At 35.5% G+C, this 13,087-nt stretch carries 12 protein-coding genes; 9 read left to right on the forward strand and 3 right to left on the reverse strand.

Translation table 11 applies throughout. The features are described from left to right. Positions 1-4: 4 nt before the first annotated feature. Positions 5-1,678 (reverse strand): hypothetical protein, encoded by a 1,674-nt coding sequence (locus RWM19_RS08040; protein ID WP_313985739.1) that lies wholly within the window; start codon positions 1,676-1,678, stop codon positions 5-7. Next, the gene (locus RWM19_RS08045) at positions 1,675-3,519 is read right to left on the reverse strand and encodes a phospholipid carrier-dependent glycosyltransferase (RefSeq protein WP_313985741.1); all 1,845 of its coding nucleotides are present in this window, start codon (positions 3,517-3,519) and stop codon (positions 1,675-1,677) included. The genes RWM19_RS08040 and RWM19_RS08045 overlap by 4 nt, the downstream gene beginning before the upstream one ends. Positions 3,520-3,649: 130 nt before the next feature. On the opposite strand from RWM19_RS08045, the gene groES reads away from it, so the two are divergent. From groES to RWM19_RS08070, 5 genes are all read left to right on the forward strand, one after another. Further along, on the forward strand, positions 3,650-3,931 hold the full coding sequence (gene groES / locus RWM19_RS08050) for a co-chaperone GroES (protein ID WP_294022081.1): 282 nt from the start codon (positions 3,650-3,652) through the stop codon (positions 3,929-3,931). 20 nt (positions 3,932-3,951) lie between these two features. Continuing rightward, positions 3,952-5,565, forward strand: coding sequence for a chaperonin GroEL (gene groL, locus RWM19_RS08055; protein WP_313985747.1), 1,614 nt, complete (start codon positions 3,952-3,954; stop codon positions 5,563-5,565). A gap of 253 nt (positions 5,566-5,818) precedes the next feature. Continuing rightward, positions 5,819-6,031, forward strand: a complete 213-nt coding sequence (locus RWM19_RS08060) for a hypothetical protein (RefSeq protein ID WP_313985750.1) — start codon at positions 5,819-5,821, stop codon at positions 6,029-6,031. A 131-nt stretch (positions 6,032-6,162) separates the two neighbouring features. After that, complete coding sequence (locus tag RWM19_RS08065) at positions 6,163-6,726, forward strand: haloacid dehalogenase-like hydrolase (protein WP_313985753.1); 564 nt, start codon at positions 6,163-6,165, stop codon at positions 6,724-6,726. Between the two features lie 34 nt (positions 6,727-6,760). Then, positions 6,761-7,156, forward strand: coding sequence for a NusG domain II-containing protein (locus RWM19_RS08070; protein ID WP_313985756.1), 396 nt, complete (start codon positions 6,761-6,763; stop codon positions 7,154-7,156). A 98-nt stretch (positions 7,157-7,254) separates the two neighbouring features. On the opposite strand, the gene pta is transcribed toward RWM19_RS08070, so the two are convergent. Continuing rightward, the gene (pta, locus tag RWM19_RS08075; RefSeq protein ID WP_313985758.1) at positions 7,255-8,259 is read right to left on the reverse strand and encodes a phosphate acetyltransferase; all 1,005 of its coding nucleotides are present in this window, start codon (positions 8,257-8,259) and stop codon (positions 7,255-7,257) included. A gap of 166 nt (positions 8,260-8,425) precedes the next feature. Here pta and RWM19_RS08080 point away from each other — a divergent pair, with 166 nt between their 5' ends. From RWM19_RS08080 to RWM19_RS08095, 4 genes are all read left to right on the forward strand, one after another. Next, on the forward strand, positions 8,426-9,238 hold the full coding sequence (locus RWM19_RS08080) for an aldose 1-epimerase family protein (protein WP_313985760.1): 813 nt from the start codon (positions 8,426-8,428) through the stop codon (positions 9,236-9,238). 18 nt (positions 9,239-9,256) lie between these two features. Next, positions 9,257-9,985, forward strand: a complete 729-nt coding sequence (gene nagB, locus RWM19_RS08085; RefSeq protein WP_294023075.1) for a glucosamine-6-phosphate deaminase — start codon at positions 9,257-9,259, stop codon at positions 9,983-9,985. A 61-nt stretch (positions 9,986-10,046) separates the two neighbouring features. Beyond that, the gene (gene trxA / locus RWM19_RS08090) at positions 10,047-10,358 is read left to right on the forward strand and encodes a thioredoxin (protein ID WP_313985764.1); all 312 of its coding nucleotides are present in this window, start codon (positions 10,047-10,049) and stop codon (positions 10,356-10,358) included. Positions 10,359-10,466: 108 nt separating this feature from the next. Next, the coding region (locus RWM19_RS08095) for an ABC transporter ATP-binding protein/permease (protein WP_313985767.1) at positions 10,467-13,087 on the forward strand (2,621 nt) is incomplete at its 3' end.

Here is a 13,087-nt window from a genome sequence, read left to right on the forward strand (position 1 = left end):
GTTATTAAATATCCTTTTTCCGTTTACGATAAATGATGTAGCCTATACTTATCATGCAGGTAAGAACAGAAATCCATATAGATACCATACGTATGAGGGTGTTTTGGTACAGACAGACATACGTACCAGTAGATGGTATTGAAACACTGACAAGACCATTATGACTTAATGAGGTCTCTAGAATCTCAGCTGTATCAATATTACGAACGATATAACCTTTGTAGTAGGTAATCGGTAGTACAACAGTTTGTGGATTGGTAATTGTAAAGAGGTAAGTACCAAAGTCAATCCATTCTCCTGTTGTGACTGTTTCACCTGATGTAGTTTGAATTGTCTTTGTATAACTACGGAAATCAGGAGAGTGATAAGGAAGATAATCACCACCAGCAAGTTCTACGCGCATGTATTGTGCAGAATAGTATGGGTCAATGAGTTTACCATTGGTTACTTCTTGCCATGTGGTATTGTGTGGCATGATAAATGTACGTTTTGTTGCAGGATAGAGATGGTAGATTCCTTCTAAACTCAACAACAATATCAAGCAGATAGGTAAATACTTAAGTTTATGTGTAAGGTTTTCTATACCTATTACAGCAGGGACACATAATAGCGGTAATGCAAGCATGTTTAATCGCCATGGAAATTGTAATATCCTTAGCAATGACATGTGCTTCCAAGGAAATATCTGTGCAGGCAATAACATACAACTCCATCCGATCACTAACATGATAGTTATGAATGGATATTTCTTCTTAGTAAGGAAGAGATAGCTGATAGGTACAATGGTTAAAAATAAACCAATATTAACAACCATTGCATTGTTTGCGTTATATTGATTGCCAGATAGTCCAAACACAGTTTGGTTGGCAAAGAACTGCCGGAATGCCATTGCATGATTTTCTAATGCGGAACTTGATGCATAGTAATTCAGATAGAACTGTTGTGATTTTAGTTGTTCTATCATCGGGAAGGTATAGAAAGTAGTGAATAAACATGCCAGCATGCTTTCACTTACTAATATTTTATATCTATCAAATGAGCACTTCGGTAGATATATGATACATACAATAATTATCAGTATAAAACATAATAAGAAGCTTAGGTTATGTGATAATACAGTAATCACCAAACCAATTAGATAGGAGAGTGAATATTTCTGATTGGTTTCAAAGATTTCGTATAGACCAGATAGTATAAGTGGAATGCCTACAAGCGCAAACACTTCACCTAATGCACCACGTACATAGATATCTGTGATGTGATAGTTGCTGAAAAGATATGTGGCGACAGCAAGCAATCGAATCGGTGACTTCTGAGTAAACTTACCTGCAAGCATGTACATTGTAATTCCAGAACATAAACTTGCTAGAAATACAGTAAGCTTATAGCTATCAACCAATACTAGTCCCAAGTTATGTAGAATTGCTGGTAACAGTAAGAATATATCGGAGTAAAAGAGTGGGCTTCCATAACCAAATCCTCCATTTTCATATGGATAGATAGCTGGAAGTATTTGTCCGTGTTGAAGAGCCTTTGCGTATTGTTCAATACGTGATACATGAAAGAAGGTATCATGTTCAATCGCAAGAAAACTCTTTGCTAGATATGGGGACATTAGTAGCACAGTCAATGCTAGGATAATTGATAAATCAATCAATAACTTACGATACTTTTTCATCCGAAATACCATCCTGGTAGCCATGCTAAAAGCTTAGCGAATTGTATTGTTGTACCAAATCCAGTTGTAATTGGTAAGAATAGAATAAACAATCCTAGATAGAGTGCTAGATATACTGGTACTACAAACTGATATTTACGTTGTTTTAAGTGATGAATACAGTATACAATCGCGATGATGGTAAATAATGATGTTGGATAGAAGTGATATGCAAATACGATACGATGGACATAGATAATCCATGGTAATAGACCACTAAAATAACCAACCACAATATACCAAGCTACCGTATCTTTCTTAAATAGTGCACAGTATGTTGTATAGAGAATCGCCGGGACACCAGCCCATGTTAGTAATGGGTTAGAAAAACAAGAAATTGTATGAAATACATTATCTACAGTTCCAACGTAATACCACATCGGACGTAAATCAAATACCCATTGAAACCAAGTACTTTGATATGGGTGTGTTGCGTTTAAATTGACGTGATAGAAATACATCTGTTGAGCTTGTTTCCAAACGTTGGCGATTGACCATGGCTCATTGCGGAAAATTTGATCTGGAATATAAGAAATACAATAAATTGTAATTGGAATAATGATGAAGAATAGTATGCACAATAACATTGTTTTCAGTAGTATTTGAAAGAATTGTTGATGTCTCTTTTTATCCTTCTTATATTCAAGATAACGTTGTATCCAGTTTGTAAATAACATCACTGCTAATCCTACTGCCGCATAGCATCCTGTCCACTTCGCTGAAATTGATATTCCCATAAAGATACCAGATAGGAGTAAGTATATAATTCCCTTCTGCATTGGTAGGGTATAGAAATTCGACATGCAGTACTTAAACATCCAATAGAACGAACATAATATGAATAAAATACTAAATGGTTCTAGTGTTGCGATACGTGAAGTTGTGATATGCATAAAGTCCGCAGCTAGCAGGAATGATCCAATCAAAGATAAATCATTTCGTTTAAATAATAATTTTAAGATTCCAAACAACACTGGTAACATGAATACTCCAGCTATCGCACCAGGTAATCGCCAGGCAAAAGGGTGCATCCCAAATAAACGAATGGATAGTGCAATAATATTGGTGCCGAGTAATGGGTGAACATTTGCGTACATATACTGTCCATTTGCGATTTCCCATGCGTTACGTACGTGATAAATTTCATCGAAATATGCTTGGTCATAATAGGTAGGAGAAAGAACCAATTTATCTTGTTCATCAATGAGTAAACTTCCAGGGTATGGTCCATCTTTCTGCTTATCTCGCAAGATAGAAATTGGTAAAAATCCAGTATGATCTTCATTACGGAAGCCAATTTCTGATAAAGAACTATTCTCGCTTAAATCAACCAGTTTGATATAACGATATTGCCAATTGCCTTGTTCAATTGCGTAGGTATAAATATTTCCTTGTTTAAGACTGGCAATATGTACCCATTCTTGTAAATCATTAGAAGCATACAAATGAATATTATTTGTACCAATTTGATATGTGGATGGATTAGAATTTGTATCACCTTCCCCATAGATTGTATAAATCGCATCAAATTTTTCGCTTTTGCCAAAGTCAAATGTGATTTGTTGTTTCTCTGCGGTTGGCTGCCATGTAGTCGTTGGAAAACTAGTTGAACCAAGCTTCCAAAAAGAAATGACAGTATAGATTAACATCATTAATACGAGTGATAAAATACTGTGATGTTTTTCGGATTTAAAATAATATAGCTGATATAAAAAATAACCGATGATCAATATCACAAAGGTAAAACATAACAAGATTAAAAATTCACTATTTGAAAACAATAATAAACTCAATTTTTCCATAATTTGAACTCCAACCCTATTATACAAGAAAAGTTTTATCCTCATCACTCTTATTGACAGAGTGATAGAAAGTGCTAAGATAATTTATGTTAGCACTATATGTATTAGAGTGCTAAAAGGAGGAATAAACATGTTAAAACCATTACGTGATTATGTAGTCTTAGAAAAAGCGAAAGAAGAAGAGAAAACAAAGAGCGGTATTATTTTGACAGAACAGCCAAAGGAAGAACCTGGAAAGGGTATTGTTGTGGCTGTAGGACCTGGTAAGATGGAAAATGGGAAATTAATACCATTGGAATTACAGGTTGGTCAAAAGGTTGTATATAAAAAATATTCTGGAACTGAAATCAAAGAAAATCAAAAAGAGTATCTATTAATCGAAGCAGAAAATATTCTTGCGATTGTAGAATAAAGTAGAAAGAAGGAATTATTATGGCAAAAGAATTAAAGTATGGTAAAGATGCACGTCAACTTATGTTGGACGGTGTTAATAAATTAGCGGATGCAGTGAAGGTGACTTTAGGCCCAAAGGGAAGAAATGTTGTATTAGAGAAATCCTTTGGCTCACCAGTGATTACAAATGATGGTGTAACTATTGCTAAAGAAGTAGAACTTGAAGATAAGTTTGAAAATATGGGTGCTAAGTTAGTATATGAAGCAGCCAATAATACAAATGAATTAGCAGGTGATGGTACAACAACTGCGACTATCTTAACCCAATCAATGATTACAGCTGGACTTAAGGCAGTTGAAAAGGGTGCTAATCCTGTACTTATGCGTGAGGGAATTGAAAAGGCAGCCAATGTTGTGGCAGACGCATTATTAAAGGACTCTCACCAAGTTACAACCAACGATGATGTAAAGAACATCGCTACTATCTCATCAGGCTCAGAAGAAATTGGTAAGATTATTGCGGAAGCGATGGAAAAGGTTGGTAACGATGGTGTTATCAACGTAGATGAATCACGTTCCTTCGAAACAGTCTTAGAGATGACAGAAGGTATGCAGTATGACAAAGGCTATGTTTCCCCATACATGGTAAGTGACCGTGATAAGATGGAAGTATCCATGGATAACCCATATATCTTGGTAACAGACCAAAAGATCAATACAATTCAAGAAATTCTACCGGTCTTGGAAGAAGTTGTTAAAATCAATAAGCCATTACTTCTTATCGCAGATGACTATGATAATGAAGTGATGAGTACATTAATCATTAATAAGTTACGTGGCACCTTCAATGTTGTTGCGACAAAGGCTCCGGGTTTTGGCGATGATGCAAAGAATCAATTGGCAGATATCGCTGTCCTAACAGGTGCAAACTTCTATGCGAAAGACTTGAATATGAACTTAGCGGAAATGACAATGAATGATTTAGGTTCTGCTAAGAAAGTGGTGGTAAGCAAAGATAAGACAATAATTATCGATGGTGCAGGTGATAGTGTTGAAGTTGCTAAACGTGTATCTGAAATTAAAGCAGCAATCGAAAATGCAAAGTCTGATTATGATAAGAAGAGACTAGCAGAAAGACTAGGTAAACTTACAAATGGTGTTGCCTTAATTAAGGTTGGTGCTACAACAGAAACAGAACTTAAGGAAAAGAAGTTACGCATCGAGGATGCACTAAACGCAACAAAGGCTGCGGTTGAAGAAGGTGTTGTGACTGGTGGTGGACTTGCATTGGTGCAAGCGTATAAAGATGTACGTACCACATTAAAGTCAGATGTAGTAGATGTACAACGTGGTATCAATGTTGTGTTAGACGCACTTAAAATGCCAATCATGCAGATTGCTGAAAACGCTGGCTTTGATGGTAATGAAATCTATGAACAGCAGTTAGCAGCGAAAGAAAATCATGGTTTCAATGCAAAGACAGGCGAATGGGTTGATATGTATGAAGCAGGTATTATCGATCCTACGAAGGTAACTCGCTCCGCATTATTAAATGCTGCAAGTATCTCTGGCTTATTTATCACAACAGAAGCTGCAATTGCTAAGCTTCCAGAAAAGGATGTGCCAGTACCTCCAGCAATGGGTCAGTATTAAAAGTATATTTAGCTTTAATAAATAGATAAAATACAACAGAGCATAACTTAATAAGGTGAGTTGTGCTCTTTTCTAGGTTTTGATGAATCATCGATAATATATTTAAGTATGTATATTTTTAATGGTTATCACATTATTAGTAACCATAATAAATCTTCATGGCAATCGTAGATATAAATGAATGGATTTTATTGTTCACTGGTACCTTAAAATTTTAAAAAAGTATATTATTAGTTTGAAGAGGATATTTAAAATGAATGAATCATACGGTCATGAATTAGATTTTGCAAGAGAGTATATGTTCGTTTTTCCGATAAGAGAAGCACCAGGATATCATATTCATTTTACAAAAAATTGCCCGGAAGAAATAAAAAATAAGGTATTAGAACTTTATCCAAAACTAATCGAAGAAACGAAAAGAAGACATGAAGAGGGTTTATATACCAGCAAAGATTATTTTTTCTGACAGTTGATTAGAATATTTGCTATGACTAGATAAAATCGGAATACAAGGTGAGATTTTTATAGTTATTTTGAAGACTTGCAATTTATAAAAAGATATCTTATCTTGTAAAAGCAATCAGAATGGAGAATACAATGAACGTTTACGATTGGGATGATACAATCTACCGTGGTGATTCCACTGTGGGTTTTGTGAAATATCTTTGGCTACATCGCCCTAAAACATTAATCAATTTACCGCGTACAGTTTGGTTTGGACTTTTGTATGTGCTACACATTGTGCCAAAGTTAACTTTCAAATCAAATTTATATCGCATGTTTCGCTATGTGGAAGATATGGAAAAAGTAGTTGAAGACTATACAAGTAGCCATTTGGATCATGTAAAGCAGTGGTATAAAGATACACAAAAAGAAGATGATGTAGTTATTTCTGCTTCGCCAGAATTCTTAATTCAATCTTTTTGTAAGAAGGTTGGTATTAAAACATGCATGGCAAGTGTAGTTGATATTCATACAGGTGTATATAGCGGGTTGAATTGTCATGGAGAAGAAAAGGTACGTCGTTATCGTGAAGTATTCGACAATACAAAGATTGAAAACTTCTATTCCGATTCTTACTCTGATACACCGCTTGCAAGAATCGCGGAGAATGCATATCTTGTAAAGGGAGATAACTTACTTCCTTGGGATAAGGAATAGAAAGCTTATATCATTGAAATTTAGGGAGATAAACATGAAAAAGAGAGAATATATTGCACTTGGAGTAATTGCTATAATATCTATTGTGCTAATTCTAGTTTTCAAATTTATTCCTGCAATAATTAATAGGACAGATAGTTCACTTAACGGAGCTCCAAATGACCAGGCAAAAGGGGAATGGATAGTAGTTGTATATCGTGGAGAAATTGTCCAATGGTTCGATTCTGGTGTTGATGCCACATATACAGTTAAAGGGAATGTGGGAGATTTAACAATCGAAGTAAAAGATGGTAAATGGCACGTTAGTAAGGTTGATTGTCCAAACCATAATTGTGAAAAAATGGGTTGGGCAGATGTAGATAGCATCCTTCCGATACAGTGCATACCTAACGGCATATATATTGTATCTGCAAATGCAATACAAAACTAAATATATTAAAACCATGATTATCAAACATATTAAAAGAGATATCCAATTGTGTGTGGATACCTCTTATTTTTATATGTATGCAAGCATACATTAATTTATTACTTGCTGTTTTGTGCTTGTACAGCTGTTAAGGCTACTACACCAACGATATCTTCCCAAGAACATCCACGGGATAGATCGTTAACTGGTTTAGCAATACCTTGTAACATTGGACCATAAGCTTCAGCCTTAGCTAAACGCTGTACTAACTTATAACCAACGTTACCGCCATCAAGGTTAGGGAAAATTAATACGTTAGCTTGACCTGCAACAGGGGAACCTGGAGCTTTGCTTGCCGCAACGCTTGGAACGATAGCTGCATCTAACTGTAATTCACCATCACATACTAAATCTGGATATTGTTGGTGAGCAATTTCTACTGCATTTACAACCTTATCTACTAATGCATGTTTTGCGCTTCCCTTTGTAGAGTGGGATAGGAAAGCAACCTTTGGTTCAGCTCCTACAAGTGTTCTAAATGTATTTGCTGTATCGTTAGCGATAGCTGCTAGGCTTTCACTATCTGGATCTTGGTTTAGACCACAATCTGCGAATGCGAATGTTCCATTATAACCAAATTCGCAATTTGGAACGTCCATAATGAAGAAGCCTGAAACTAACTTCGCACCTGGTGCTGTACGTAAGATCTGTAATGCTGGACGTAATGTGTTTGCTGTAGAGTGGCAAGCACCTGATACAAGACCATCAGCTCCACCAGTCTTTAATACCATGACACCAAATGTTGTGCGATCTTTTAATAATGCGTCACGAGCAGCTTCAGGAGTCATGCCCTTAGCCTTACGTAATTCATATAATGTATTTACATATTCTTCTAATTTATCGGAAGTTTCTGGATTGATGATAGTCGCACCATCAACGTTAACGCCATATTTTTCTGCATCTGCTTTTACAGTTGCTTCATCACCAATTAAAATTAGGTTTGCTGTCTTTTCTTCTAAGATCTTTGCAGCTGCACGAAGTGTTCTTTCGTCTTCTGATTCTGGTAATACAATTGTTTTTATATCTTGTTTAGCTCTTTCTTTAATTCCGTCAATAAATGACATAGTTATTTCCTCCTTGAACATTAAAATTATCACGCTAACTGTGAAAAAAGTCCAATTATATAGTTGAAATCTTGAAAAAAATATAAATTTAACTAATTTTATAAAAGGATTGAAATTTAAAAATCATGCAAAGTGTTATAATAAAGCCAATGAGTTGGGGGAATATATGTCTACGTATACAATTCAAAATTCATTTGTATCAGTAACGATTGATGAACATGCAGCTGAAATACATAGTTTCTTTGATCGTGAAACGAATATCGAGGCAATGTGGCAAGGTGATAAAACCTATTGGGCTGGAAGAAATCCAATCTTATTTCCGATCGTTGGTAAAACTTGGGATGGCATTCTACATATTCAAGGAAGCGAATATCATACTGGAAACCATGGCTTTGCTAGAAACAGTGAATTTAAATGTATTAAACATACTGATACTCAAATCGTAATGGAACTGTGTGATAGTGAAGAAACGCTAGCACAATATCCATTTCACTTCCGACTCGAGGTTACGTATTCTTTGGAGGGTAAGAAGTTAGATATTGCATATCGTATTGAGAATAGAGATACCTGTGTAATGCCATTTAACTTTGGATTGCATCCTGCATTCAATTGCCCACTTGAAAAAGATAAAACATTTGATGCATACCGTTTAGAATTGAATCAAAAGGAACTATTAAACAATCAAGAAGTAGATGTAATTGCTTTGGATAAAGATGCATTAAAGAAGACAATCATCATCCAAAATCCACGTAGTACCTGTACGAAATTAACGGATGGTATTCATGGTGTACAGGTGGAATATCAGGGCTATCCATGGCTTGCGTATTGGTCACCCTATGCACCGTTTGTGTGTATCGAGCCATGGTACTCACATACAGATTTTGAGAAGAATGAAGTTCCGTTTGAAAAACGTGAAGGAACAATATTATTAGATGTAAATGATAGCTGGCAAACAGCGTATTCAATAACACTATTCTAAAAAGAAGGAGAAAGAAAAATGTTAAAAATTGTTATTGCAGATTCCTATGACCAAGTAAGTGAAGAAGCATTTAAAATTATGCGTCAGGTTGTAGAGAAGGAAAATCCAGTATTAGGATTGGCTACAGGTTCTACACCGGTTGGTTTGTATAAGAAGATGATTGCAGACCATAAGACAAATGGTACATCTTATAAGAATGCTATTACATTCAACTTAGATGAATATGTTGGATTACCACGTAATCACGAACAGAGTTACTATACATTCATGCATGATAATCTCTTTAACGAGATTGACGTTCCTGAAGAGAATATTCACATTCCTAATGGTGAAGCAGCAGATCCTGAAGCTGAATGCGTACGTTATGAAAGTGAAATGGCAAAGTATGTGGTAGACGTACAGGTACTTGGCATCGGTTCTGATGGACATATCGCTTTTAATGAGCCAGGTGCAGCGTTCGATAGTTTGACACATACAATGGAACTAACAGAACAGACACGTAAGGACAATGCTCGTTTCTTCGATGGGGATATCGATCAAGTTCCAACTCTAGCAATCACACAGGGTTTAGGCACAATTATGCGTGCAAAGAAGATTATCTTAATCGCTACAGGAGCCAATAAGGCTGATGCAGTATACGGTATGATTAAAGGTCCTAAGACAACGGATTGTCCAGCAAGTATCTTACAGGATCACCCAGATGTAACTGTTATTTTAGATGAAGAAGCTGCCGCAAAAATTAAATAGAGCATAATTCTTTTGTATCAAATATATTTATGCAATAATATGTTCACGGAGGTATTCAAAAATGGATATTATTAAGAATAAAGCAGAATATGACAAAGTATTAGCTGATAACAAATCAGTATTCGTAGACTTTTACGCTGACTGGTGTGGACCATGTAAGATGGTTGGACCAGTTCTTGAAGAAATTTCTAAGGACTATGCAGATATTAAGTTTGTAAAGGTAAATGTTGACGACAATCCTGAGATTGCTCAACAGTATGGAATTATGTCCATTCCTACAATGATTGGCTTCAAGAATGGTGAGAAGGTAGCTTCTTCTTTAGGTTTCATGCCAAGAGAAGAACTCGAAGCTGTTGTTAAGCAGACTTTATAAGAATCTCTAATGAGCAGGTGAAATACCTGCTTTTTTTATCTTAAAAAATATTTTAAAAATGCAAAATTTTACTATGTTATTCTTAATGTATATGTGGAGGTCTCTTTCATGTTACAGCTAAAGAATATTGTTAAGAGTTATACGGTAGGGGAACTTACGCAAGTTGCTTTAAAGGGTATTTCCTTAAATTTTAGAGAGAATGAATTTGTGTCAATTCTAGGACAGTCTGGTTCTGGAAAGACAACGATGTTAAATATTATTGGTGGATTAGATCGTTATGATAGTGGTGATTTGGTCATAAATGGTGTATCCACAAAGAAGTATAGAGATGTGGATTGGGATGCGTATCGTAATACTTCGATTGGATTTGTATTTCAAAGTTATAATTTGATTCCTCATCAGAATGTACTCTCGAATGTTGAGATGGCACTAACCCTTTCTGGCGTTTCACGTAAAGAAAGAAGAAAACGGGCAGTGGAAGTGCTAAATAAAGTTGGACTTCAAGATCATATCCATAAAAAGCCAAATCAATTATCTGGTGGACAAATGCAGCGTGTGGCAATCGCACGTGCTTTAATCAACAATCCGGATATTTTACTTGCAGATGAGCCAACAGGAGCACTCGATACAGAGACAAGTATCCAAATTATGAATCTTTTAAAGCAGATTTCAGAAGAGAAACTGGTCATTATGGTGACACACAACCCTGAACTTGCAGAAGTGTATTCAACTCGTATCGTTAACTTGAAAGACGGTCAAATCACAAGTGATACCAATCCATTTGATGTCCCTGAAGGGAGTGTTGAAGAAAAACTCACGAAGAATCAAAAGCGAGTATCTATGTCGTTTTGGACATCTTTGGGATTGTCGTTTGCCAATCTTCGTACAAAGATTGGAAGAACAATTCTGACGTCTTTTGCAGGTAGTATTGGAATTATTGGTATTGCGTTAATCTTGGCTTTATCAACAGGAATGAATCAGTATATTACACGTGTTCAAAAGGAAACGATGACATCCTATCCAATTACAATTTCTTCACAGACAATTGATGCAACTTCGATTATGCAGTTACGTACGCAGATGATGGGTTTATCCTCTTCGAAAGAAACACAAGTAGAGGATAGAAAAGTTCATGCAGACTATCAATCATTGAAACAAAGTGATGCAGTTACAAACAATCTGATTCAAAATAACCTAGCTGAATTTAAAAAGTATCTTGATGACCCTACTTCTGAAATTCACAAATACGTTGGTGAGAATGGAATCATCTACAGCTATAACATTAGTTTTGGCGTGTATGCAAAAAATCCAAATCAACAACTCATTAACACAAATATTGAACTAGATGGTGGAAATGGAAATTCAAATCGTCCTCGTATGTTTAATTTTGTGAATATGGGGGTAAATAACGAATCTGCAAAGAATTTCTCTGAAATGGTTGCTGGTACAAATGGGCAGCCAATTTCATCTGTAGTAACAGATAGTTATGATATGGTGGCGGGTTCTTGGCCAACGAGTTATAACGAGGTTGTGATGGTACTCAATGAGAACAATAGTATCCCAGTACAATCGATGTATCAACTAGGTTTTATCACCAAGGAACAATACACAGCTGCTAAAAATCAACTTGCGAATAAACAAGATGGAGAGGACTTTACACTTAGTTATGAGGACATGTTACAGAAGATATTTTATCTTGTGCCATCAAGCGAAAACTATGTAAAAAATGAGAATGGTAGTTATAGTCAAATCAAGAATCCAGAGTATGATACCGATGGCTTAATGAATAAATCGATTCCTTTAAAAGTAACCGGAATTATTCGTCCGAAGGAAGATGCGAAAAATGCGACCATCAATACTGTGGTCGCATATACAAATCTTTTAACTAATTATGTGATTGATCGAGCAAATGAATCTGCTATTGTACAAGCACAAAAGAATACTCCGGAAATTAATGTATTAAATGGCGTACACTTTAATGCTACAACGGATGAAGAGAAGATACAGGATACTAAGGAGTATTTGTTAAATCTAAGCAATGATGAAAAGGTGAACATGTACCAGTTGATTTTGTACTATGATGGAAAAAGTCAAAATCAAGAAACAGATGTAGATACAAACAGTTTTGATATGAATGCTTTGTCAAAATTATCCATGAATCCACAAAGTAGTATGTCTAGCATGTTGGAAAATTATCTCAATGATAGTCCAAATACAACAACGTTACTTGCGATTTACAATGATTATATCGGTGGTAAATCGTTAGAGAAAAATCTTGCTTCCTTTGGGGCAGTGAGCTACGAATCGCCATCCAGTATCAGTATCTATGCAGATAGTTTTGAAAATAAAGATGCGATAGGAAAAGCAATTGAAAATTACAACAATTCTGTTGGTGAAGATTCAAAGATTTCCTATACAGATTATGTTGCGTTAATGACATCTTCCTTAACGACGATTATCAATGGTATTTCTTATGTACTGATTGCGTTTGTGGCCGTATCATTGATAGTTTCTTCGATTATGATAGGAATCATTACCTATATTTCTGTAATGGAAAGAACGAAGGAAATTGGTATTCTGCGTGCACTTGGTGCATCGAAAAAGAATATCTCGCAGTTATTTAATGCGGAGACATTCATCATTGGTATTTTCTCCGGTATCATAGGGATTGGTATCACGTTATTACTGCTAATTCCGATTAATAATGTCATCCAAACGGTATCTAAAAT

The organism is uncultured Solobacterium sp. (genome assembly GCF_963517755.1).
Lineage (GTDB): Bacteria > Bacillota_I > Bacilli_A > Erysipelotrichales > Erysipelotrichaceae > Bulleidia.

Coding starts and splice junctions, on each gene's coding strand:
- RWM19_RS08060 (WP_313985750.1), top strand. CDS start 5,819: ATGAATGAATCATACGGTCATGAATTAGATTTTGCAAGAGAGTATATG.
- groES (WP_294022081.1), top strand. CDS start 3,650: ATGTTAAAACCATTACGTGATTATGTAGTCTTAGAAAAAGCGAAAGAA.
- groL (WP_313985747.1), top strand. CDS start 3,952: ATGGCAAAAGAATTAAAGTATGGTAAAGATGCACGTCAACTTATGTTG.
- RWM19_RS08045 (WP_313985741.1), bottom strand. CDS start 3,519: ATGGAAAAATTGAGTTTATTATTGTTTTCAAATAGTGAATTTTTAATC.
- RWM19_RS08070 (WP_313985756.1), top strand. CDS start 6,761: ATGAAAAAGAGAGAATATATTGCACTTGGAGTAATTGCTATAATATCT.
- trxA (WP_313985764.1), top strand. CDS start 10,047: ATGGATATTATTAAGAATAAAGCAGAATATGACAAAGTATTAGCTGAT.
- RWM19_RS08080 (WP_313985760.1), top strand. CDS start 8,426: ATGTCTACGTATACAATTCAAAATTCATTTGTATCAGTAACGATTGAT.
- pta (WP_313985758.1), bottom strand. CDS start 8,259: ATGTCATTTATTGACGGAATTAAAGAAAGAGCTAAACAAGATATAAAA.
- RWM19_RS08040 (WP_313985739.1), bottom strand. CDS start 1,678: ATGAAAAAGTATCGTAAGTTATTGATTGATTTATCAATTATCCTAGCA.
- RWM19_RS08065 (WP_313985753.1), top strand. CDS start 6,163: ATGAACGTTTACGATTGGGATGATACAATCTACCGTGGTGATTCCACT.
- nagB (WP_294023075.1), top strand. CDS start 9,257: ATGTTAAAAATTGTTATTGCAGATTCCTATGACCAAGTAAGTGAAGAA.